The 24688-nt window shown below is 54.2% G+C and carries 18 protein-coding genes and 1 pseudogene; 11 read left to right on the forward strand and 8 right to left on the reverse strand.

Annotated elements, in window-relative coordinates; genetic code table 11:
- Positions 1–27: 27 nt before the first annotated feature.
- Both envZ and ompR read right to left on the reverse strand, forming a co-directional pair.
- The gene (gene envZ / locus OGV69_RS04990; protein WP_042311918.1) at positions 28–1380 is read right to left on the reverse strand and encodes a two-component system sensor histidine kinase EnvZ; all 1353 of its coding nucleotides are present in this window, start codon (positions 1378–1380) and stop codon (positions 28–30) included.
- Positions 1377–2096 carry an osmolarity response regulator transcription factor OmpR gene (gene ompR / locus OGV69_RS04995; protein ID WP_001157751.1) on the reverse strand — a complete coding sequence of 240 codons (720 nt, stop codon included), beginning with the start codon at positions 2094–2096 and terminating at the stop codon, positions 1377–1379. The genes envZ and ompR overlap by 4 nt, the downstream gene beginning before the upstream one ends.
- A 225-nt stretch (positions 2097–2321) precedes the next feature.
- On the opposite strand from ompR, the gene greB reads away from it, so the two are divergent.
- From greB to OGV69_RS05025, 6 genes and pseudogenes are all read left to right on the forward strand, one after another.
- Positions 2322–2795, forward strand: a complete 474-nt coding sequence (gene greB, locus OGV69_RS05000; RefSeq protein ID WP_003023524.1) for a transcription elongation factor GreB — start codon at positions 2322–2324, stop codon at positions 2793–2795.
- 98 nt (positions 2796–2893) lie between these two features.
- Entirely contained in the window at positions 2894–5227 is a 2334-nt protein-coding gene (locus tag OGV69_RS05005) for a Tex family protein (protein ID WP_069323800.1), read from the forward strand.
- A 375-nt stretch (positions 5228–5602) separates the two neighbouring features.
- On the forward strand, positions 5603–5830 hold the full coding sequence (feoA, locus tag OGV69_RS05010) for a ferrous iron transporter A (protein WP_003023519.1): 228 nt from the start codon (positions 5603–5605) through the stop codon (positions 5828–5830).
- An 18-nt stretch (positions 5831–5848) separates the two neighbouring features.
- Entirely contained in the window at positions 5849–8167 is a 2319-nt protein-coding gene (gene feoB, locus OGV69_RS05015; RefSeq protein ID WP_038634892.1) for a Fe(2+) transporter permease subunit FeoB, read from the forward strand.
- Between the two features lie 11 nt (positions 8168–8178).
- Complete coding sequence (feoC, locus tag OGV69_RS05020) at positions 8179–8415, forward strand: [Fe-S]-dependent transcriptional repressor FeoC (RefSeq protein WP_069323799.1); 237 nt, start codon at positions 8179–8181, stop codon at positions 8413–8415.
- A gap of 70 nt (positions 8416–8485) precedes the next feature.
- A pseudogene (locus tag OGV69_RS05025) lies at positions 8486–9106 on the forward strand (Rpn family recombination-promoting nuclease/putative transposase); the annotation flags it as partial.
- Between the two features lie 43 nt (positions 9107–9149).
- On the opposite strand, the gene bioH reads toward OGV69_RS05025, so the two are convergent.
- Positions 9150–9920: a pimeloyl-ACP methyl ester esterase BioH gene (gene bioH, locus OGV69_RS05030; RefSeq protein ID WP_069323798.1), complete on the reverse strand. Its 771-nt coding sequence runs from the start codon at positions 9918–9920 to the stop codon at positions 9150–9152.
- A gap of 37 nt (positions 9921–9957) precedes the next feature.
- On the opposite strand from bioH, the gene gntX reads away from it, so the two are divergent.
- The 3 genes from gntX (at position 9958) to gntT (ending at position 12960) form a co-directional block, all read left to right on the forward strand.
- Positions 9958–10641 carry a DNA utilization protein GntX gene (gntX, locus tag OGV69_RS05035; RefSeq protein ID WP_038634901.1) on the forward strand — a complete coding sequence of 228 codons (684 nt, stop codon included), beginning with the start codon at positions 9958–9960 and terminating at the stop codon, positions 10639–10641.
- A gap of 58 nt (positions 10642–10699) precedes the next feature.
- A complete protein-coding gene (gene nfuA, locus OGV69_RS05040; protein ID WP_003023509.1) occupies positions 10700–11275 on the forward strand; it encodes a Fe-S biogenesis protein NfuA in 576 nt (191 codons plus the stop codon).
- A 368-nt stretch (positions 11276–11643) separates the two neighbouring features.
- A complete protein-coding gene (gntT, locus tag OGV69_RS05045; RefSeq protein WP_003023507.1) occupies positions 11644–12960 on the forward strand; it encodes a gluconate transporter in 1317 nt (438 codons plus the stop codon).
- Positions 12961–13006: 46 nt separating this feature from the next.
- Here the strand turns inward: gntT and malQ are convergent, their stop codons facing one another.
- Both malQ and malP read right to left on the reverse strand, forming a co-directional pair.
- Positions 13007–15094 carry a 4-alpha-glucanotransferase gene (gene malQ / locus OGV69_RS05050; protein ID WP_069323797.1) on the reverse strand — a complete coding sequence of 696 codons (2088 nt, stop codon included), beginning with the start codon at positions 15092–15094 and terminating at the stop codon, positions 13007–13009.
- A 9-nt stretch (positions 15095–15103) separates the two neighbouring features.
- On the reverse strand, positions 15104–17497 hold the full coding sequence (gene malP / locus OGV69_RS05055) for a maltodextrin phosphorylase (protein ID WP_069323796.1): 2394 nt from the start codon (positions 17495–17497) through the stop codon (positions 15104–15106).
- 629 nt (positions 17498–18126) lie between these two features.
- Here malP and malT point away from each other — a divergent pair.
- Positions 18127–20832 carry an HTH-type transcriptional regulator MalT gene (malT, locus tag OGV69_RS05060; RefSeq protein ID WP_069323795.1) on the forward strand — a complete coding sequence of 902 codons (2706 nt, stop codon included), beginning with the start codon at positions 18127–18129 and terminating at the stop codon, positions 20830–20832.
- Between the two features lie 41 nt (positions 20833–20873).
- On the opposite strand, the gene OGV69_RS05065 is transcribed toward malT, so the two are convergent.
- From OGV69_RS05065 to glpE, 3 genes are all read right to left on the reverse strand, one after another.
- Positions 20874–21632, reverse strand: coding sequence for a DeoR/GlpR family transcriptional regulator (locus tag OGV69_RS05065; RefSeq protein ID WP_003023499.1), 759 nt, complete (start codon positions 21630–21632; stop codon positions 20874–20876).
- Between the two features lie 95 nt (positions 21633–21727).
- On the reverse strand, positions 21728–22558 hold the full coding sequence (glpG, locus tag OGV69_RS05070; protein WP_038634914.1) for a rhomboid family intramembrane serine protease GlpG: 831 nt from the start codon (positions 22556–22558) through the stop codon (positions 21728–21730).
- Between the two features lie 75 nt (positions 22559–22633).
- Complete coding sequence (glpE, locus tag OGV69_RS05075; protein WP_038634917.1) at positions 22634–22960, reverse strand: thiosulfate sulfurtransferase GlpE; 327 nt, start codon at positions 22958–22960, stop codon at positions 22634–22636.
- A 202-nt stretch (positions 22961–23162) separates the two neighbouring features.
- Between glpE and glpD the strand changes: the two genes are divergently transcribed.
- Entirely contained in the window at positions 23163–24671 is a 1509-nt protein-coding gene (gene glpD, locus OGV69_RS05080) for a glycerol-3-phosphate dehydrogenase (RefSeq protein ID WP_038634920.1), read from the forward strand.
- Positions 24672–24688 lie beyond the last annotated feature (17 nt).

Consider the following 24688-nt stretch of genomic DNA (forward strand, 5'->3'; position numbering starts at 1 on the left):
AAAAGGGAGGCATTTCGCCTCCCTTTCTTATGCGTCTTTCGTGGTGCCCTGCGCACGAGTGAAGGGAACCGGAAGCCAGGCGCGAATCGACAACCCACCCCGCTCGCTGGTGCCAATTTCCAGCATACCGTTATGGTTATCGATAATACGCTGCACAATCGCCAGCCCCAGGCCCGTACCGCTGGTACTACGCGCGCTATCGCCGCGGACAAACGGCTGGAACAGATGTTTACGCTGTTCCGGCTTGATACCCGGACCATCATCTTCCACCTGGAACCAGGCGCGATGCGGCTCCATACCGCTACTGACCTTAATCCAACCGTTACCATAGCGGGCGGCATTCACCACCATATTGGCAACCGCACGCTTGATCGACAGCGGATGCATCTTCACCTGAATGTTGCCCGGCAGCAGCGCAGTCTCAATTTCCCGCTCATAGCCGCTTTCCGCCGCGACCACTTCGCCTAACACCGAGTTCAGATCCGCCATCTCCATCGGCATCTCCTGACCGGTACGCAGGTAGTCGATAAACTGCTCGATAATAGCGTTACACTCTTCGATGTCCTTATTGATGGACTCTGCGAGATAACCGTCTTCCTCGCCCATCATTTCCGTCGCCAGACGGATACGCGTCAGTGGAGTACGTAGATCGTGACTCACCCCCGCCATCAGCAGCGTACGGTCATCGGCCAGTTGCTTCACGCCTGCCGCCATATGGTTAAAGGCACGGGTAACGGAACGCACCTCAGAAGCGCCATACTCACGCAACGGCGGCGGAATAATACCCTTCCCCACCTGCAACGCCGCATGTTCAAGATCCACCAGCGGTCGGTTCTGAATACGAATAAACAGCCATGCGCCGCCGATGGCCAGCAGCATGATCGCCAACGTATAGCGGAACAGCGGCGAAAAATCACCCTGATGGATCTCAGTCAGCGGCACACGTACCCAGATATTGGGCGACAGCCAGGTTTTCAACCACACGACCGGCGAGCTTTTGTTGACCTCAACGCGGACTTCGGTCGGGCCACCCAGCTGCTGCGCCATCTGATGGCTTAAGAATTCATAGTGTTGCGCCCAACGCAGTCCGGCCTCTTCAGCGGCCTCGTTGGAATAGAGGGAAATACCCAACTCACGATAAATTTCCCGGCGGAACGCGGGCGGCACCACCAGTTGCGTACCGTCCTCCAGTTGCAGTTTATCGGTCATCAGCATACGAACTTCGTAAGCCAGGACCTTATTAAACTGCTGGAGGCTCGGCAAAATCGCGAAGTTCAGCACGACCAGGTAAGTCGTCACCAGGCTGGCAAACAGCAAGGTGACGATGAGCAATAATGTGCGGGCAAACGAACTTCGTGGTGAGAAGCGCATTCGCCTCATGCTTTAGAACCGTCCGGAACAAAAACGTAGCCCAGACCCCATACGGTCTGGATATAACGCGGATGCGCCGGATCTTCTTCCACCATACGGCGCAGACGAGAAATCTGTACGTCGATGGAACGTTCCATCGCCGAGTATTCACGACCACGAGCCAGGTTCATCAGCTTGTCGCGAGACAGCGGCTCACGCGGGTGGCTTACCAGCGCTTTCAGTACCGCAAATTCCCCGCTGGTGAGCGGCATCGGTTCATCTTCGCGGAACATTTCACGCGTACCGAGGTTCAGTTTGAACTTACCAAAGGCAATAACCGCTTCTTCCTGAGAAGGTGCGCCCGGCAGTTCGTTCGCCTGGCGACGCAGTACGGCACGAATACGCGCCAGCAGTTCACGCGGGTTAAACGGTTTCGGAATGTAATCGTCAGCGCCGATTTCCAGCCCTACGATACGATCAACTTCTTCACCCTTCGCGGTCACCATAATGATCGGCATCGGGTTGCTTTGGCTGCGCAGGCGACGGCAAATAGACAGGCCGTCTTCACCCGGCAGCATTAAATCCAGCACCATCAGGTGGAAGGACTCACGGGTCAGCAGACGATCCATCTGCTCAGCGTTTGCGACGCTTCGAACCTGGAAGCCCTGCTCGGTCAGATAACGTTCCAGAAGCGCACGTAAGCGCATGTCGTCATCGACCACCAGAATCTTATAGTTCTCTTGCATTGTTATTACTCCCAAAGGTTCGCAACAATTAAGTGTATATTCTTAAGAAAGCTCACGTGAGTCACCAGCGAATTCTGGTATGAATTCCAGGCTAAATTGTTACAAAGCATATTAAACAGCAGCTTAAGTATACAATGTTTCTCGCAATACATTATTTATTCTGTTGATATGCTCACGTAATACTAATTGTGCGCATCATCACAGAGTCGAAGGTAAAACAATAAGATGAAAACGCCCCTGATAACCCGTGAAGGGTATGAAAAACTCAAACAAGAACTGAATTATCTCTGGCGTGAAGAGCGCCCGGAAGTCACCAAAAAGGTCACCTGGGCCGCAAGTCTGGGCGACCGCAGCGAAAATGCCGACTACCAGTATAATAAAAAGCGCCTGCGCGAGATCGACCGCCGCGTCCGTTATTTGACCAAGTGCATGGAAAATCTGAAAATCGTCGATTACTCCCCGCAACAGGAAGGCAAAGTCTTCTTTGGCGCATGGGTCGAGATTGAAAATGACGATGGCGACATCCGCAAATTCCGCATTGTCGGTTACGATGAGATCTTCGGCCGTAAAGATTACATCTCTATCGATTCGCCAATGGCGCGGGCGCTGCTGAAAAAAGAGGTCGGCGATCTCGCGGTAGTAAACACCCCAGGCGGCGAAGCCAGTTGGTACGTAAACGAGATCGAATACGTGAAGTGAGACCGGAACAATCCGAAGCCCCCGTAGATGACTGGCATTTTTGCCAGTCAATCCGTATAACTATCCCCTGATTTTTTATCCTATAGACGAAGCTATCCATGATGAATGATTCTTTCTGCCGCATTATCGCAGGTGAAATTCAGGCTCGTGCTGAACAGGTAGAAGCTGCCGTTCGCCTGCTTGATGAAGGGAACACCGTGCCGTTTATCGCACGTTATCGTAAGGAAATCACCGGCGGTCTGGACGATACGCAATTGCGTAATCTGGAGACCCGTCTGGGATATCTGCGTGAACTGGAAGACCGCCGTCAGGCGATCCTGAAATCTATCGGCGAGCAAGGCAAACTGACCGACGATCTGGCGAATGCGATCAACGGTACGTTAAGTAAGACCGAACTCGAAGATCTCTATCTGCCGTACAAACCCAAGCGCCGCACCCGTGGGCAAATCGCCATTGAAGCCGGGCTGGAGCCGCTGGCTGACCTGCTGTGGAACGAACCCTCCCACGACCCGGAAACGGAAGCCGCCAAATACCTCAACGCCGAAAACGGCGTGGCGGACACCAAAGCCGCTCTCGACGGCGCGCGCTACATTCTGATGGAGCGTTTCGCAGAAGACGCCGCGCTGCTGGCAAAAGTTCGTGATTACCTGTGGAAAAACGCGCATTTGGTTTCTACCGTGGTCAGCGGTAAAGAAGAGGAAGGGGCGAAGTTCCGTGACTACTTCGACCACCACGAACCGATTTCTACCGTGCCATCCCACCGCGCGCTGGCCATGTTCCGTGGTCGTAACGAAGGCATGTTACAGCTTTCATTGAATGCCGATCCGCAATTCGATGAGCCGCCAAAAGAGAGCCACGGCGAGCAGATTATCCAGGAACATCTGGGACTGCGCCTGAATAACGCACCTGCCGACAGCTGGCGTAAAGGCGTGGTGAGCTGGACGTGGCGCATCAAAGTGCTGATGCACCTTGAAACCGAGCTGATGGGTACCGTGCGCGAACGTGCGGAAGATGAAGCGATTAACGTCTTTGCCCGCAACCTGCATGACCTTCTGATGGCCGCCCCAGCTGGACTGCGCGCCACAATGGGCCTCGATCCGGGTCTGCGTACCGGGGTAAAAGTGGCTGTGGTTGATGGTACCGGCAAACTGGTCGCTACCGATACCATTTACCCGCATACCGGTCAGGCCGCCAAAGCCGCCGTCGCCGTTGCGGCGTTGTGTGAAAAATACAACGTTGAGCTGGTGGCGATTGGTAATGGTACGGCGTCGCGCGAAACCGAGCGTTTCTTCCTCGACGTACAGCAACAGTTCCCGCAAGTCACCGCGCAGAAAGTAATCGTCAGCGAAGCCGGCGCGTCAGTGTACTCCGCTTCTGAGCTGGCGGCGCTGGAGTTCCCGGACCTTGATGTTTCGCTGCGTGGGGCGGTGTCGATCGCCCGTCGTCTGCAGGATCCGCTGGCTGAGCTGGTGAAAATCGATCCGAAATCTATCGGCGTGGGCCAGTATCAGCACGACGTAAGCCAGACGCAGCTGGCGCGTAAGCTGGATGCGGTAGTGGAAGACTGCGTAAACGCCGTCGGCGTGGATCTGAACACCGCCTCCGTACCGCTGCTGGCCCGCGTGGCGGGCCTGACGCGCATGATGGCGCAGAACATCGTGGCCTGGCGTGACGAGAACGGCCAGTTCCAGAACCGTCAGCAACTGCTCAAAGTCAGCCGTCTGGGCCCTAAAGCCTTTGAACAGTGCGCGGGCTTCTTGCGTATCAATCACGGCGATAATCCGCTGGATGCCTCCACCGTTCACCCGGAAGCCTATCCGATTGTGGAACGCATTCTGGCCGCCACCGAGCAATCGCTGCGCGATCTGATGGGCAACAGCAGCGAACTGCGCAATCTGAAAGCCGCCGATTTTACTGACGAGCGCTTCGGGGTACCGACCGTCACCGACATCATCAAAGAGCTGGAAAAACCGGGTCGCGACCCGCGTCCTGAATTCAAAACCGCACAGTTTGCTGATGGCGTAGAAACCATGAACGATCTGCAACCGGGGATGATTCTGGAAGGGGCCGTCACCAACGTCACCAACTTCGGCGCGTTTGTCGATATCGGCGTACACCAGGACGGTCTGGTGCATATCTCTTCACTGTCGAATAAGTTCGTCGAAGATCCCCACACCGTGGTGAAAGCGGGCGACATTGTGAAAGTGAAAGTGCTGGAAGTAGACCTGCAGCGTAAGCGTATCGCGCTGACTATGCGTCTGGATGAGCAGCCAGGTGAAACCAACGCGCGTCGCAGTGGTGGAAATAACGATCGTACTCAGGGCAATCGCCCGGCCCCAAAAGCCGCGAAACCTCGTGGCCGTGACGCTCAGCCTGCGGGCAACAGCGCCATGATGGATGCGCTGGCAGCGGCAATGGGTAAAAAGCGCTAAGTTTAAACCATGTGCCGGATAGCGGTGTAAATACCGTATCCGGCATATTTACTATATTATCTTCTCTCTTCCTCATTATATTTATCACTTCATTAACAGATGAAACCTTAATTAAACATTAAGGATTTCAATAATTGCTAGCGCGAATCATTCGTCCCCAACCAGAATAAATATTGAGGAATATCAAAATTGGCTCAAATTATTATCTAATTGTACATTCCGTCACACTTATTCTATTGATGATAGAAACCATTCTCATTATCATTGGTTTGTTGATTATTTACTCTTTCCTTACGTTGGCTAATCATCTGGTCTCATGCCGCCCTGTCGCCCCATGAGGTAATCACCCAGTTAGCGAGATATAAGTAGGTCCCTATGCAATTCACTCCTGACAGTGCGTGGAAAATTACCGGTTTTGCCCGTGAAATCAGCCCGGCTTATCGTCAGAAACTGTTGTCACTTGGCATGCTACCCGGCTCATCCTTCAACGTGGTTCGCGTCGCCCCGCTCGGCGATCCTATCCATATTGAAACGCGTCGCGTAAGTCTGGTATTGCGTAAAAAGGATTTGGCGTTATTAGAAGTGGAAGCGGTGTCCTGTTAATACAGTGAGTCTATAAAAATGAAAAAACTAACCATTGGTTTAATTGGTAATCCTAATTCCGGCAAGACAACCTTATTCAACCAGCTCACTGGCGCGCGTCAGCGTGTAGGCAACTGGGCTGGCGTTACCGTTGAGCGTAAAGAAGGTCATTTCGCCACGACGGACCATCAGGTCACGCTGGTCGACTTACCCGGCACCTATTCACTGACGACAATCTCGTCGCAGACCTCTCTTGATGAGCAAATCGCCTGCCACTACATTTTAAGCGGCGACGCGGATCTGTTGATCAACGTGGTCGATGCCTCAAACCTTGAGCGCAACCTCTACCTGACGTTGCAACTGCTTGAGCTGGGCATTCCCTGTATCGTCGCTCTGAACATGCTGGATATTGCTGAGAAACAGCAAATCCGTATCGATATCGACGCCCTCTCCGCCCGTCTTGGCTGCCCAGTGGTTCCGCTGGTCTCCACCCGCGCCCGCGGCATTGAAGCGTTGAAGCTGGCGATCGATCGCTACAAGGAAAACGACACCGTCGAACTGGTGCATTATGCCCAGCCGTTGTTGCAGGAAGCGGATTCCCTCGCCGATGCGATGGCCAAAGATATGCCGCTTAAACAACGCCGCTGGCTGGGCCTGCAGATGTTGGAAGGCGATATCTACAGCCGTGCCTACGCCGGTGAGGCCGCGCAAAACCTCGATGCCGCCATTGCGCGTCTGAGTGAAACAATGGACGATCCCGCGCTGCATATCGCCGATGCGCGTTACCAATGCATCGCCGCAATCTGCGATACCGTCAGTAATACCCTGACGGCAGAGCCGAGCCGTTTCACCACCGCGGTGGATAAAATCGTCCTTAACCGCTTTCTCGGGCTGCCGATTTTCCTGTTCGTGATGTACCTGATGTTCCTGCTCGCCATTAACATTGGCGGCGCACTGCAGCCGTTATTCGATGTGGGTTCCGTGGCGCTGTTTATTCATGGTATTCAATGGATTGGCTATACGCTGCACTTCCCGGACTGGCTCACTATCTTCCTGGCGCAAGGTCTTGGCGGCGGGATTAACACCGTGCTGCCGTTGGTGCCGCAAATCGGCATGATGTACCTGTTCCTCTCCTTCCTTGAAGACTCCGGTTACATGGCGCGCGCTGCGTTTGTAATGGACCGCCTGATGCAGGCGCTGGGACTGCCGGGTAAATCGTTTGTCCCGCTGATCGTCGGCTTTGGCTGCAACGTACCGTCGGTGATGGGCGCCCGTACGCTGGATGCACCACGTGAACGTCTGATGACCATCATGATGGCACCGTTTATGTCCTGCGGCGCACGTCTGGCGATTTTCGCCGTCTTTGCCGCAGCTTTCTTTGGTCAGAACGGTGCGCTGGCGGTCTTCTCGTTATACGTACTGGGTATCATCATGGCGGTGCTGACCGGTCTGATGCTCAAACACACCATCATGCGTGGCGAAGCAACACCGTTCGTCATGGAGCTGCCGGTGTACCATGTGCCGCATATCAAGAGCCTGATTATTCAGACCTGGCAACGTCTGAAAGGCTTCGTGCTGCGTGCCGGTAAAGTGATTATCATCGTCAGTATTTTCCTCAGCGCCTTTAACAGCTTCTCGCTGAGCGGGAAAATCGTCGATAACATCAACGACTCTGCTCTGGCTTCCGTCAGCCGCGTCATCACCCCAGTCTTCAAGCCGATTGGCGTCCACGAAGATAACTGGCAGGCAACCGTCGGTCTGTTCACCGGTGCGATGGCAAAAGAGGTGGTTGTCGGAACGCTGAACACGCTTTACACCGCAGAAAACATTCAGGAAGAAGAATTCAATCCGGCAGATTTCCACCTCGGTGACGAGCTGTTCAGTGCGGTGGATGAAACCTGGCAAAGCCTGAAAGACACCTTCAGCCTGAGCGTTCTGGCCAACCCTATTGAAGCCAGCAAAGGCGACGGCGAGATGGCTACAGGCGCGATGGGCGTGATGGGCGAGAAATTCGGCAGCGCCGCCGCCGCGTACAGCTACCTGATTTTCGTGCTGCTGTATGTCCCGTGCATTTCCGTGATGGGGGCTATCGCACGTGAATCCAGCCGTGGCTGGATGGGCTTCTCCATCCTGTGGGGCCTGAACATCGCCTATTCACTGTCAACGCTGTTTTATCAGACCGTCAGCTACAAAGCGCATCCGACTTACAGTCTGGTCTGCATCTTAGCCGTCATTCTGTTTAACATCGTGTTGCTGGGTCTGCTGCGCCGTGCCCGCAGCCGGGTGGATCTCTCACTGCTGTCAACCAACAGAACGGCTAGCTCCTGCTGTTCCAGTACCACTGGCGATTGCCATTAAGGCTGAAAACGATGGCATCGCTTATTCAGGTTCGTGATTTACTGGCGCTGCGGGGGCGTTTGGAGGCAAAGCAAATTAGCCACACGCTGCATACCCCGCAGCCAATGATTGACGCCATGTTGAATCAGTTAGAAAAGATGGGCAAAGCGGTGCGGATTCAGGAAGATGCCGATGGGTGTCTGTCCGGAAGCTGCAAGAGTTGCCCCGAAGGTAAAGCCTGCCTGCGCGAGTGGTGGGCTTTGCGCTAGTTTGCCGCTCCTGCCGGATGGCGCTACGCTTATCCGGCCTACAAATGGCAGCAAACATCCAGGCCATATTTTGGCTGCGGGCCATAAGAAACTACCGTTGGTGATCCCCATACTTTTTTATCATGGCACCGTCAGCCCATATCCATATTCACTCTGCTGGCTGGGCGAATTTGACGACCCGGAGGCAGCCAGACCACTTTATGCCACAGCATTTCCATTGGTCGATATCACCGTTGTGCCCGATGACGAGATCATGCAGCACCGCCGGATGGCGCTATTGGAGCTCATCCAAAAACATATTCGTAAACGCGATTTGATAGGGTTAGTTGAAAAACTCGTCATCCTGCTTGTTAAAGGACATGCTAATGACAACCAGTTGAAAGCCCTGTTTAATTACCTGATGCAGGCCGGGGACACCGCACGTTTTAGCGAATTTATTCACCAGGTCGCCGAACGTTTACCTCAATACAAGGAAAAGTTGATGACTATTGCCGAAAGATTACGTCAGGAAGGGCACCTTAATGGTCTTCAGGAAGGTCACAGGAAAGGGTTACGACAGGGTTTGCAACAAGGCAAACAAGAGGAAGCTCTGCGCATTGCAACAACCATGTTGGCAGATGGCACAGACCCGCTGACCATCTGCAGAATCACCGGCCTGACCGCTGAGGATCTGGCTACGTGCAGCCATTAATCACCAGCCCGGCAGTATGATTCCACCGGGCAAAACAGCGGATTTATAGCCGCTGTTTTAACGCCACCAGCGCTGAGCAGAACTCCATCGGATGTGAGATAAACGGCGCATGCGCCGCTTTGGCAAACACCAACGACTCGCTTTGCGGCCACAAGGTATCCAGCATCGGGACGACTTTGCGCGGAACCAAACCATCAAGATAACCGTACATCCGCAGGAAAGGTATATCCACAGAACATAACGGCTCACGCAGATCGACCGTTTTCAGAATCTCCAGCCCGCCGTTGAGCACATCGACGTCCGGCATGGGTAATGACAGCACCGTTTTCTTCAGCGCTCGCGCATCCTGACGCGCGGTTTCCGTACCCATCGTTTGCAAGGCCAGAAAACGCTCCACCGTCCGCTGGAAATCTTCGCTCAATTGTTGCTGGAAACCGGCCAGTACTTCCGGCTTAATGCCCGGCCATTCGTCGCGCGCGCTAAAACAAGGTGAGGATGCCACGGTAACCAGCGCCTGAACACGCTCAGGATGCGTTAACGCCACCTGACTGGCGACCAGCCCCCCGAGACTCCAGCCGAGCCAGATGGCTTTCTCCGGCGCCTGTTTTAATACCCGCCCGGCCATCTCTTCCAGCGACATTGCGCCGAACCCCTGGCTGCGACCAAATCCCGGCAAGTCGACAAGATGCAGCGTGAAATGCGAGCTCAGTTCCTCACTTATGCAATGCCATACTTCCGCGTTCAGTCCCCATCCGTGCAGCAGCACAAGATGGCAATTTCCCGAACCCTGGGTCTGCCACCAGATGTCATTCATCAGTTATTGTTCTCTTTTAGCCTGAAAGGATGCATCTATGCTAACAGTACCAGGATTGTGCTGGCTATGCCGAATGCCGTTGACGTTGGGGCACTGGGGGATCTGTTCGGTTTGCACGCGGGCAACGCGTCAGCCTCTCTGCCGGTGTCCTCAATGTGGACTACCCGCCGCACATCCTTCGCTTCCCTGCGGTCGTTGCCTGCAAAAACCCCCGCCGTGGCAGCGTCTGATCGCCGTCAGCGACTATATTCCTCCGCTGAGCGGACTTATCCACCAGTTTAAGTTTTCACGCCGCAGCGAAATGGCCAGTGCTCTTTCACGTTTACTGTTGCTGGAGGTATTACAGGCCCGGCGCGTCAGCGCTCTTCCTCTGCCGGACATGATCGTTAGCGTCCCGCTCTGGCAACGCCGACACTGGCGCAGAGGATTTAATCAGAGTGATTTACTGTGTCGCCCTTTGGCGCGCTGGCTTGGATGCGACTGGGACAGGCAGGCCATCACACGGGTTCGGGCCACCGCCACACAACACTATCTCAGCGCCAGATTACGCAAACGTAACCTGAAAAATGCCTTTCGCCTTGAATTGCCGGTGCAGGGACTCCATATGGTTATTGTGGATGATGTCGTCACTACCGGAAGTACCGTCGCGGAAATCGCGCAGCTGCTTTTACGCAACGGCGCGGCGACTGTCCAGGTATGGTGCCTGTGTCGAACCTTGTAGAGCCTCGATGATGGGCGTATTATAACCAAGTAAAATAGTCAACTATTAGGCCATTACTATGATCCATATTTCCGATGCTGCACAAGCGCACTTTGCCAAACTGCTGGCAAATCAGGAAGAAGGGACACAAATTCGCGTATTTGTGATTAATCCCGGCACGCCTAACGCTGAATGCGGCGTTTCTTATTGCCCGCCCGACGCCGTGGAAGCAACCGACACCGCCATTAAATTTGACCTGCTGACCGCATATGTTGATGAACTGAGCGCACCGTATCTGGAAGATGCAGAAATCGATTTCGTTACCGACCAGTTAGGCTCCCAGCTGACGCTGAAAGCGCCAAACGCCAAAATGCGTAAAGTTGCCGATGATGCGCCGCTGATGGAACGCGTAGAGTACATGCTGCAATCGCAGATCAACCCACAGCTGGCAGGCCATGGCGGCCGCGTCTCTCTGATGGAGATCACCGATGAAGGCTACGCCATTCTGCAATTTGGCGGCGGCTGTAACGGCTGTTCAATGGTAGATGTAACGCTGAAAGAAGGTATCGAGAAACAGCTGCTGGCTGAATTCCCTGAACTGAAAGGCGTTCGCGATTTAACCGAACACCAGCGCGGTGAGCACTCTTACTACTAACGACCAGACCTGCAAGGCCCGATCAGGCGCATCCGCGTCGCCATCGGGCATTGATGCCGGATGGCAGCATAAACGCTTTATCCGGCCTGCATCCTTACATTTCTCTGCATGTCCCCTGCAACAACACCGCTATAATTTGACCCGCCTCTCATAATTTAAATTTTGCCTGCTCAGGTGATTTTCAAGCGCCGCATGTTACCCGTATCATTCATATCAGCACCTAACACACCCATAACAACCAGCTAAACTAATTAGTTTTGACGGTAATCAGCATTGGTGCTGTGAATACTCGGTTCCCGGTCGGGACAATCGGAATTTGTCATCTAAACACTGACGTTACCCATAACAAAGTAAAGGCCAGGTAAATCATGCCATTAGTCATCGTTGCTATCGGTGTAATCTTGTTACTTCTCCTGATGATCCGTTTCAAAATGAACGGCTTCATCGCTCTCGTCCTGGTGGCGCTTGCTGTCGGATTGATGCAAGGGATGCCGCTGGATAAAGTCATCGGTTCTATTAAGGCCGGCGTCGGCGGAACCCTTGGCAGCCTCGCCCTGATTATGGGTTTTGGCGCCATGTTGGGCAAAATGCTGGCGGACTGCGGCGGCGCACAGCGCATCGCCACCACGCTGATTGCTAAATTCGGCAAAAAACACATTCAGTGGGCGGTAGTATTAACCGGTTTCACCGTCGGTTTTGCCCTGTTCTACGAAGTCGGCTTCGTACTGATGCTGCCGCTGGTGTTCACGATTGCCGCGGCGGCAAACATCCCGCTGCTGTACGTTGGTGTCCCGATGGCTGCTGCGCTGTCCGTCACGCACGGTTTCCTGCCGCCTCACCCGGGTCCGACTGCTATCGCCACCATTTTCCACGCAGATATGGGTAAAACCCTGCTGTTTGGTACGATTCTGGCCATCCCGACCGTTATTCTCGCCGGTCCGGTGTACGCGCGCTTCCTGAAAGGCATCGATAAGCCAATCCCGGAAGGTTTGTACAGCGCAAAAACCTTCACCGAAGAAGAGATGCCAGGCTTTGGCGTCAGCGTCTGGACCTCTTTGGTTCCGGTTATCCTGATGGCAATGCGCGCCGTCGCGGAGATGATTCTGCCTAAAGGTCATGCTTTCCTGACAGTTGCAGAATTCCTTGGCGACCCGGTCATGGCTACGCTTATCGCGGTGCTGATTGCGATGTTCACGTTTGGTCTGAACCGTGGACGTTCGATGGATCAGATTAACGACACGCTGGTGTCCTCAATCAAAATCATCGCGATGATGCTGTTGATCATCGGTGGTGGCGGTGCCTTCAAACAGGTTCTGGTTGATAGCGGCGTGGACAAATACATCGCTTCAATGATGCACGGTTCGAACGTTTCTCCGCTGCTGATGGCATGGTCTATCGCTGCGGTACTGCGTATCGCGCTGGGTTCCGCAACCGTTGCAGCTATCACCGCAGGTGGGATAGTGGCGCCGCTGATTGCGACGACCGGCGTAAGCCCTGAGCTGATGGTTATTGCAGTCGGTTCCGGCTCCGTCATTTTCTCCCACGTGAACGATCCTGGCTTCTGGCTGTTCAAGGAGTATTTCAACCTGACTATCGGTGAGACCATCAAGTCATGGTCAATGCTGGAGACCATTATCTCCGTCTGCGGTCTGGTAGGTTGTCTGCTGCTGGGCATGGTGGTTTAATCCCTACATATCCCAAACAAAAAAGCCGGGGAAATCCCCGGCTTTTTTACTTCTTCTTCGCAGCGGCTTTGCGGCGCTTATCCAAATCCTTAATCAGCTTGTTCACCCCGTCATCGGCAAACATCTGCTCCAACGTAGCGGTGAGCTTACGCCGCCAGTTTTTGTACTGGTCGCTGGTCCCCGGGATGTTGACCGGATCCGCCATTCCTAACCAGTCCTCCGGTTGCAGACCCAGCAGCGCACTGTTGCTGTCAGCGATGTAGCGTTGCATGCCACGATTAAGCATCGGCGTCATCGACATCAGCGAGGCCTTGTGGCCCGCGCGTTTTGGCAGACAGCCATATTTGTGCAGCGCGTCCAGCAGCCCTTGTTTCGCCAACTCCCGGTCCTGATATAACCCTCGTAGCACAACCTCATCCGGGTACAGACCCAGCGCTCTACCCAGCGTCAGATCGCCACTATCCCAATAACCTTTAAGCGTAGGAAGGTCATGCGTCGCCGCGACTGCCATTGATTGTTCCGGGTACGCTTTCGGCGCACGGAAGTTTTTCTCATGGTCATTCTCAAAATAAAGCACTTTATAGGAGTACACGCCGCTATCGCGCAGCTTGCTGACGATCTCTACCGGCACAGTACCCAGATCTTCACCAATCACCATGCAGTGATGACGTTTACTTTCCAGCGCCAGAATTGAAAGCAGGTCGTCGACCGGATAATGCACGTAGGCGCCGTGATCGGCCGTTTCACCGTAAGGGATCCACCACAGACGCAGCATCGACATAACATGATCGATACGCAATGCGCCGCAGTTCTGCATATTGGCGCGCAGCAGCTCGATAAAAGGTTCGTAAGCGCGGGCTGTGATGATGTGCGGATCCATCGGCGGCAGCCCCCAGTTCTGACCCAGCGGACCGAGAATATCCGGCGGCGCGCCAACCGAGGCTTTCAGGCAGTACAGCTCACGGTCGCACCAGGTTTCCGCCCCCCCTTCTGCCACGCCGACCGCCAGATCGCGATACAGCCCGACAGGCATCGCAAAACCCTGACTCGTTTCCCAGCAGTCAGCGAACTGGGTATACGCCAGCCACTGAAGCCACAGGTAGAAGTCCACGTCATCACGATGCGCTTCGCAGAACTGTTTGACCTCTGGCGAGTCCACCGACTGGAAAGCCTCTGGCCACACCGGCCAGCCCCAGCGCAATGCGTCTTCTTTCACCTGATGCGCATGCAGGGCGTCAAAGGCCGCCTGCCAGTACAGGCTATCGCCTTCCTGAGCCACAAACTGGCGAAATGCCGCCATCTGCTCATCATCACGCGCAGAGAAGCTTTTCCACGCCATACGTAGAGCCGTCATCTTCAGTGCGGTAACGGTAGAGTAATCCACCCATACGGCATCTCGCGCCTTTTGCAGGGCTTGCTGAGTCGTGGGTTTCTGCCACCAGGCCTGTGCCTCTTTACTGTGGTGGAAATCGTCTACTGCGTTGACATCAATATAAATAATATTCAGCCAGCGACGTGACGACGGGCTGTATGGACTTGCACTTTCCGGGTTCGCCGGATACAGCGCATGAATAGGATTCAGGCCGATAAACGCGCCGCCGCGTTGTGCCACATCCACCAACATGGCGCGGAGATCGCCAAAGTCGCCAATCCCCCAGTTTTTTTCTGAACGTAGGGTGTAAAGCTGAACGCATGCCCCCCACAACTTCTGCCCGGCCAACAACGCCTGCGGTTCGTAACAGCGCTTCGGCGCCACGATGATACGGCAATGCGTACGCAACTCCCCCTGGGTCAGGGTAAGCGTGTGATATCCCTCCGGCAGTTTCGCCGGCAGATTGAAAGATTTACCGCCAACGGCATGCCCTTTGTACTGCACACCCTCTTCGGTGGTTAGCAGCCAGGTAAACTCTCCACTTCCCTCAACCGCCAACGGCATTTTTTTGCCCGCGGTATAAACCATGACGTTCGGCACCGGGGTCACCGCCACCTTCGTGGCGGCGGTGGTGCGATGCATGGCGTCAAGCAAACGCCGCTTGGTTTCGGCACCAATAGACTGCGGTTTACCGTGGGCATTAATGTAATGTGGGCTGATCCCCGCCGCCAGCGCGGCATTATCCAGACGTTTGCTTTCCATCGCGCTTCCTTAACGTTTCGCCTGCCAGATACGAGCTTGATAATCGCGAATGGAGCGATCCGAACTGAACATGCCGCAACGTGCGGTATTCAGAATCGCCGCCCGGGTCCAGGCGTCCTGGTCACGGTACAACACGTCAACCTGCTTCTGGGCTGCAACGTAGGCCGCGAAGTCCGCCATGACCAGATACGGATCACCGCCCTGCTTACCAATACTGTGCAGCATCTGGTCAAAGGCATGTTTATCGCCGTCGCTGAATTTTCCGCTTTCCAACTCCTTCAGAACAGCATCCAGCACCTTATCTTTCTTACGCCATTTCACCGGGTCATAGCCTTTCGCTTTCAGGGCTTTCACCTCTTCCACGGTATGACCAAAGATAAAGATATTTTCGTCGCCCACCTTCTCGGCGATTTCGACGTTGGCGCCATCCAGCGTACCGACGGTTAACGCGCCGTTCAGCGCCAGTTTCATGTTACCGGTGCCGGAAGCCTCTTTGCCCGCGGTTGAGATCTGCTCAGAGATATCCGCCGCCGGAATCAGCATTTCCGCCGCCGAGACACAATAATCCGGCAGGAAGACGACTTTCAGCTTGTCGCCGATTTTCGGGTCGTTATTGATGGTTTCCGCCACCTTGTTGATAGCGAAGATAATATTTTTCGCCAGGTAGTAACCCGGGGCGGCTTTCGCGCCAAACAGGAAGACGCGCGGCACGCGATCCGCCTGCGGGTTTTCACGAATTTCTTTGTACAGCGCCAGAATATGCAGCAAGTTCAGATGCTGACGCTTGTACTCATGCAGACGTTTGATCTGAATATCAAAGATTGCCTGCGGATTGATTTCAATACCTGTCCGTACCTTCACAAACTCTGCCAGGCGCTTTTTATTCGCCAGCTTAATGTCACGATAAGTCTGACGGAACTTCGCGTCGTCGGCGTATTTTTCCAGGCTAATCAACTGGTCGAGGTCGTTGGCCCACTCTTTTTTCAGCGATTTATCCAGCAGCGCGGCAAGCGCCGGGTTGCACTGTTTGATCCAGCGACGCGGGGTAATCCCGTTGGTGACGTTATGGAATTTGTTAGGCCAGAGCTGGTGATATTCCGGGAACAGATCTTTCACCACCAGATCGGAGTGCAGCGCCGCCACGCCGTTAACTGCAAAACCGCTGACCACGCACATATTGGCCATACGTACCTGTTTATTATGCACCACCGCCAGTTTCGCCCACACTTCAGCATTACCCGGCCAGGTTTTATCGACCAGTTTCTTAAAGCGGTCGTTAATCTCTTTGATGATTTGCATATGGCGCGGCAGTAGCGCTTTCACCAACTTCTCATCCCAGCACTCCAGCGCCTCCGGCATCAGGGTATGGTTGGTGTACGCAAAGGTTTTGCTGGTAATGGCCCACGCATCGTCCCAGCTCATCTGGTGCTCATCAATCAGCACACGCAGCAGCTCAGGGATCGCGATGGTCGGGTGAGTATCGTTCAGTTGAATCACTTCGAAATCGGCCAGCTCATGCAGTTTACGCCCTGCCAGATGATGGCGGCGCAGAATGTCGGCTACGGAGCAGGCGCACTGGAAGTACTGCTGCATCAGGCGCAGCTTTTTACCCGCGGTGTGGTTGTCGTTCGGGTACAGCACTTTGGTCAGTTTTTCGGCGTCGATGCCCTGCTGCTCTGCGCGCAGGAAATCGCCGTCATTAAATTTGGTCAGGTTAAACGGATGCGCGTGGCTGGCCTGCCACAGACGCAGCGGTTGCGCCACGCCGTTACGGTAGCCGAGAACCGGCAGATCCCAGGCCTGACCGGTGATGATAAATCCCGGCTCCCAGTGTCCCTCTTTGGTGACTTTACCGCCAATGCCGACCTGCACATCTAACGCCTCGTTGTGACGGAACCACGGATAGCTACCGCGATGCCAGTCATCCGGGGCTTCCATCTGCTGACCGTCGGCAAAAGACTGGCGGAACAGGCCGTACTGGTAGTTGAGACCATAGCCCGTCGCCGACTGGCCGACCGTCGCCATCGAATCCAGGAAGCAGGCCGCCAGACGCCCCAATCCACCGTTACCTAACGCCGGATCGATCTCTTCTTCCAGCAGATCGGTCAGGTTGACGTCGTGCGCTTTCAGTTCATCGCTCACCGCCTGATACCAGCCCAGATTGAGTAAGTTGTTGCCGGTCAGACGACCAATCAAAAATTCCATCGAGATGTAGTTAACATGGCGCTGATTTTTTGCCGGTTTCACCGCTGGCTGGGCGCTGAGTAACTCAGCCAACGCCCCACTCACTGCCTGCCACCACTGGCGCGACGTCATTTCGTGAGCCGACAGTAAACCGAAACGCTGCCACTGACGCGTCAGGGCTGCCTGAAATTGATCTTTGTTGAAGGTTGGCTGTGACATAGGGATTCCAGGTCCTTAGGTAATAAAACAACGTTATCGCTAGTTTGCCAGGCTCGTTGTTGACCTTCCTCATCCTGGCACGGATTAGGGAGGGAGGAGGAGCGGGGATGAGCATAAAAGTGTGATCGCCGCCACTTAAAGCAGAGAGGCATTGCCGGTCAATACGTAGGTTTCCCCCGTATCCCCCTGAAATGCATCACGGTTTCGCATTAACCTAAAGAGATTAGCCAGACAATATCAAACAGTAAGATGATATTTAGAAAAAATATGTAAACAGAGAAATAGTTTCTCACCTGAAATACGCATTCTGCTTGAGTTATTTCACATGAAAGTTTTAAGTCGAGCACAAAACTCATCGTCTTTTTATTAAACGTTACAGTAACAACATAAAAAAGTGGAATCTTTCCGCTGGGTGAAAGTCACGCTGGAACCAGTCGCCACGCCTGTTGCGACTCTTTAAAGAAATTATTGCAATAGATGTATAGATTTGTGACATAGTGCAAAATCAGACACACAAAAAGCCCGCTTAGCTTGCATAAAATACCAATCTGGCCGACCTTATATCTATTAATTACGAAGCGCAAAAAAAATCATTCTTCCCCATTTTCACACAGTGAAGTGACTAACTTATGTTGATTCCGTCTAAATTAAGTCGTCCGGTTCGTCTCGACCATACGGTGGTTCGTGAGCGCCTGTTGGCTAAACTTTCCGGCGCGAACAATTTCAGGCTCGCCCTGATCACAAGTCCTGCTGGTTATGGAAAAACAACGCTTATTTCACAATGGGCGGCGGGGAAGACCGAGTTAGGCTGGTACTCTCTGGATGAAGGCGATAACCAGCAGGAGCGTTTTGCCAGCTATCTGATTGCCGCGATCCAGCAGGCGACCAGTGGGCATTGCACCACCAGCGAAGCGCTGGTGCAAAAACGCCAGTATGCCAGCCTGACGTCACTGTTTGCGCAGCTTTTTATTGAACTGGCCGAGTGGCATCGTCCACTCTACCTGGTGGTGGATGATTATCATCTAATCTCCAATCCGGCCATTCACGAAGCAATGCGCTTTTTCCTGCGTCATCAGCCTGAAAATCTCACACTGGTCGTGCTGTCGCGTAATCTGCCGCAGTTGGGCATTGCCAACCTGCGGGTGCGCGATCAGTTGCTGGAAATCGGCAGCCAACAACTGGCCTTTAACCATCAGGAAGCGAAACAATTTTTCGATCGGCGTTTATCCTCCCCGATTGAAGCGGCTGAAAGCAGCCGGATGTGCGATGACGTTGCTGGCTGGGCCACAGCGTTACAACTGATTGCCCTTTCCGCCCGCCAGAACAATAACTCTGCGCACCAGTCGGCACGACGCCTCGCTGGGATCAACGCCAGCCATTTATCCGACTACCTGGTGGATGAAGTACTGGATAGCGTTGACCTCGGCACCCGTCACTTTCTGCTCAAAAGCGCCATCCTGCGTTCGATGAACGATGCGCTGATCGTTCGGGTCACCGGCGAAGAAAACGGGCAAATGCGACTTGAGGAAATTGAGCGTCAGGGGTTATTTCTGCAGCGAATGGATGACGTCGGCGAGTGGTTCAGCTATCACCCGCTGTTTGGCAGCTTTTTACGCCAGCGTTGTCAGTGGGAACTGGCGAGCGAGCTGCCTGAAATACACCGCGCGGCCGCAGAAAGCTGGATGGCGCAGGGTTTCCCTAGCGAAGCTATCCACCACGCTCTGGCGGCAGGCGACGCCCATATGCTGCGCGATATCCTACTTAATCATGCGTGGGGCCTGTTTAACCACAGCGAACTGGCGCTATTGGAAGAGTCGCTGAAAGCCCTGCCGTGGGAAAGCCTACTGGAAAATCCGCGTCTGGTTCTGCTGCAAGCCTGGCTGATGCAAAGCCAGCACCGCTACAGCGAGGTTAATACCCTGCTGGCCCGTGCGGAACAAGAGATGAAAGGCGACATGGAGCCGACGCTGCACGCTGAATTTAACGCGCTGCGTGCGCAGGTAGCGATTAACGACGGTAACCCTGACGAAGCAGAACGTCTGGCAAAACTGGCGCTGGATGAATTACCCATCGCCTGGTTCTATAGCCGTATCGTTGCCACCTCGGTGCATGGTGAAGTCCTGCATTGTAAGGGGGATCTTACGCGTTCACTGGCGTTGATGCAGCAAACCGAGCAGATGGCGCGCCATCATGATGTCTGGCATTACGCGCTGTGGAGTCTGATCCAGCAAAGCGAAATTTTATTTGCCCAGGGCTTTTTGCAGGCCGCCTGGGAGACGCAGGAAAAAGCGTTCCAGCTGATCAAAGAGCAGCACCTGGAACAGCTGCCGATGCATGAGTTCCTGGTACGTATCCGCGCGCAGTTACTGTGGGCATGGGCACGTCTGGACGAAGCTGAAGCGTCTGCCCGCATGGGCATTGAGTTGCTTTCCACATTCCAGCCACAGCAACAGCTACAGTGCCTGGCGCTGCTGATTCAGTGTTCGCTGGCCCGGGGCGATTTAGACAACGCGCGTAGCCTGCTCAACCGTCTGGAAAACTTATTGGGCAACGGTCGCTATCACAGCGACTGGATCTCAAACGCCGATAAAGTCCGGGTGATTTACTGGCAAATGGTGGGTGACAAAAACTCGGCCGCCAACTGGCTACGCCACACGCCGAAGCCGGAGTTCGCTAATAACCACTTCCTGCAAAGTCAGTGGCGCAACATCGCCCGCGCGCAGATCCTGCTGGGTGAGTTTGAACCGGCGGAAATCGTACTGGAAGAGTTAAATGAAAATGCGCGTAACCTGCGCCTGATGAGCGATCTGAACCGTAACCTGTTGCTGCTTAATCAGTTGTACTGGCAGGCAGGACGCAAAAATGACGCGCAGCGCGTCTTACTCGAAGCGCTGCAACTGGCGAACCGTACCGGATTTATCAGCCACTTTGTTATCGAAGGTGAGGCGATGGCGCAGCAGTTGCGCCAACTGATTCAGCTCAATACGCTGCCAGAACTCGACCAGCACCGCGCCCAGCGCGTTTTGCGGGAGATTAACCAGCACCACCGCCACAAATTCGCCCACTTTGATGAAGGATTCGTTGAGCGACTGCTTACCCATCCGGAAGTGCCGGAGCTTATCCGCACCAGCCCGCTGACCCAGCGCGAATGGCAGGTTCTGGGACTGATTTATTCAGGTTACAGCAACGAGCAGATCGCCGGTGAGCTGGCCGTTGCAGCCACGACCATTAAGACGCACATCCGCAATTTGTACCAAAAACTCGGCGTCGCCCACCGCCAGGATGCGGTGCAGCATGCGCAGAAACTGCTGAAGATGATGGGCTATGGGGTATAGTTAATGCCTGATGCGCTACGCTTATCAGGCCTGGAGTTAACTTAACACAGCTCTAATTGAATATGGTGGTCGGCAATAACCTGCATCACGCCAGCTGGCGGCAGCGTGTCGGTATAAACCGCATCCACCATGCTAATGCTGCCCATATTCACCATCGCGTTACGTCCGAACTTCGAGTGATCCACTACCAGCATGACGTGACGTGAATTCTCAATGATCGCGCGTTTGGTGCGCACTTCGTGGTAATCAAACTCCAGCAGAGAGCCATCGCTGTCGATACCGCTGATCCCCAGGATGCCGAAGTCCAGACGGAACTGGGAAATAAAGTCGAGGGTCGCTTCGCCCATAATGCCGCCGTCACGGCTACGCAGTTCGCCCCCGGCCAGAATAATGCGGAAATCCTCTTTCGCCATCAGCGTGTTTGCCACATTGAGATTATTGGTCACAATGCGTAAGTTGCTGTGATTAAGCAGCGCATGCGCCACCGCTTCCGGTGTGGTGCCGATATCAATAAACAGCGTTGAACCGTTAGGGATCTGCGTGGCAACTTTGCGCGCAATGCGCTCTTTTTCCGCCGTCTGCGTCGCTTTACGGTCATGCCATGGTGTATTGACCGAGCTGGATGGCAACGCCGCGCCGCCGTGGTGACGCAAAATCATATTTTGATCGGCCAGGTCATTCAGATCCCGGCGAATCGTCTGCGGGCTGACGGAGAAATGCTCCACCAGCTCCTCGGTACTGACGTATCCCTGTTTTTTTACCAGCTCAATGATCGCGTCATGTCGTTGTGTTTGCTTCATTATTGTTCCCTGGAATTTTGCCGGATGCGCTGACGCTTATCCGGCCTACAAATTGGTCCAAACGCACACCGCCTTCCGGCACCACAAAACTTGAGTCAAGTTCGTTTTCGCACATGAATAGTATCGGCAAACGCCATTGCCAGACCCACGGCCAGCCCGGCGATATGTGCGCCGTTCGCCATCGACATGCCGAACAGATCAAACCAGCCGGCAACAATCCAGATCAAGGCAAAGATAATCAAACCACGCTGCAGGAAAATACCGCTTTGCGGATCGCGCTCGCCGCGCAACCACACGTAGCCCATCAGCGCATATACCACGCCAGACAGCCCGCCAAACCACGGGCCGCTAAATTTCTGCTGAACATAACCGCTCAGCAAGGCGCTGATCACAGTAATGACAATCAGCTTTCCGCTGCCCAGGCGCTTTTCAACCGCGCCGCCGAGATACCACCACCACAGCAGGTTGAACAAAATGTGCATGAGCGAGAAATGCATAAACGCGTGGGTGAAATAACGCCAAAACTCAAATTTCAGCGAAGGATCGAACGGCCAGGCCAGCCAGAGCATTACCGCCTGGTCGCCCAGCACATTCATCGCGATAAACACCAACACACACGCCGCCATTACCGCCCAGGTCACCGGGCCGGCACGTTCGCGCAATGTAGCCAGAAACGGATAACGTTGATAGCGCAGACCGCTGTCGGTATGACCTGACTGCCAACTGGCCGCGAGGTAACGCGGATCGCCCGGGTTATCGAGAAATCGCGCCAGTTCAGCACGCACGCGTTCAGCCTGGGACTCATCCGCCAGCCAGACATCCGTTTGCTGATGTTGTTGAATCGTCAGAATAACGCCCTGCGTCGCCATATAATCAACAAATGCCTGCGCCACGCGGGGGTTAGCAAAAGAGGTAATCATCAACATTATTGCTGTCGCTTATTCCACACAAAAGAGGACAGTATATATATCCTGTCCGTTTCAGGCTGCATCTTTGTTAGCTTACGAACCGTATGTCACTTCTGCAGGAAAATGTCGATGCCAGGCGTCGAAGCCGCCGTCAACGCTGTAAACCGCATCATAGCCCTGCTGAAGAAGATACTGCGCCGCGCCTTTACTGCTGTTGCCGTGGTAACACATCACCATCACGGCAGTATCAAAATCATGCTCACGCATAAACGTCCCCAACGTGTCGTTCGTCAGATGAAAGGCCTGCGGCGCGTGGCCCATCGCATAGCTTTGCGGATCGCGGATGTCCACCAGCACCGCCATTCCGTGCAGGAGTTTCTGATGGGCTTCTTCGACATTAATACACTCAAACTGATCCATGGCGTTCTCTTGTTAAGTTCTACTTATATTCTGGCAGGTAACCAATATTACCCTCCAGTGTACGTTGCCTGCGCAGGTAAACGCCATAATGTTATATGTATCACTGTAAATTGTTTATCCAATGTTACCAATGGCGCAATTCTTTGCTATTATGCTCGATAACGAACATTAATGAGCTATAACGAAAGTGCGAGAGGCCAGCATGGAAACCAAAGATCTGATTGTGATAGGTGGAGGCATCAACGGTGCCGGTATCGCGGCAGATGCCGCTGGACGCGGTTTATCCGTGCTGATGCTGGAGGCGCAGGATTTAGCCTGCGCCACCTCCTCCGCCAGCTCCAAACTCATCCACGGTGGCCTGCGCTACCTGGAACACTACGAATTCCGCCTGGTGAGCGAGGCGCTGGCAGAACGTGAAGTGCTGTTGAAAATGGCACCGCATATCGCCTTCCCGATGCGCTTTCGTCTGCCCCATCGCCCGCATCTGCGTCCGGCATGGATGATCCGTATTGGTTTGTTTATGTACGATCATCTGGGCAAACGCACCAGTTTGCCGGGTTCTACTGGTTTGCGTTTTGGCGCGGATTCCGTAATGAAACCTGAGATTGTGCGCGGTTTCGAATATTCTGACTGCTGGGTAGACGATGCACGTCTGGTTTTGGCAAACGCCCAAATGGTCGTGCGCAAAGGCGGAGAAGTATTAACCCGCACCCGCGCCACCTCCGCTCGCCGTGAAAACGGCCTGTGGATCGTTGAAGCCGAAGATATCGATACCGGCAAAAAACATACCTGGCAGGCGCGCGGTCTGGTCAATGCCACCGGTCCGTGGGTGAAAGAGTTCTTTGATGACGGCATGCATCTGCCTTCGCCGTACGGTATTCGTCTGATTAAAGGTAGCCACATCGTGGTGCCGCGCGTACATACCCAGAAGCAAGCGTATATTCTGCAAAATGAAGATAAACGTATTGTGTTTGTTATCCCATGGATGGACGAATTCTCGATCATCGGGACGACTGACGTCGAATACAAAGGCGACCCGAAAGCAGTGAAAATTGATGAGAGCGAAATCAATTACCTGTTGAAGGTCTACAACGCGCACTTTAAGAAACAGCTTGGCCGTGACGATATCGTCTGGACTTACTCGGGCGTGCGTCCGCTGTGCGATGACGAGTCCGACTCGCCGCAGGCTATTACCCGTGATTACACGCTGGATATCCACGACGAAAACGGCAAAGCGCCGCTGCTGTCGGTCTTTGGCGGTAAGCTGACAACCTACCGTAAGCTGGCCGAGCACGCGATGGAAAAACTGTCGTCGTACTATCAGGGCATTGGCCCGGCATGGACCAAAGAGTGCATCCTGCCTGGCGGTGATATTGGCGGCGATCGCGAAGATTACGCGGCAAAACTGCGCCGTCGCTATCCGTTCCTGACCGAATCGCTGGCGCGCCACTATTCGCGTACCTATGGCAGCAATACTGAATGGATTATCGGCGACGCCACGTCAATCGCCGAGTTAGGCGAAGACTTCGGCCATGAGTTCTATGAGGCCGAGCTGAAGTATCTGGTTGAGCATGAGTGGGTGCGTCGCGCAGAAGATGCGCTGTGGCGTCGTACGAAAGAAGGCATGTGGCTGAATGCCGAACAGCAGTCCCGCATGACCCAATGGCTGACGGAGTATGTCGAGAAGCACCAGCTGTCGCTGGCCTCCTGATAAAAATGCCGGATGGC

This window comes from Citrobacter sp. Cc139 (assembly GCF_030334645.1).
GTDB classification, from domain to species: domain Bacteria; phylum Pseudomonadota; class Gammaproteobacteria; order Enterobacterales; family Enterobacteriaceae; genus Citrobacter; species Citrobacter werkmanii.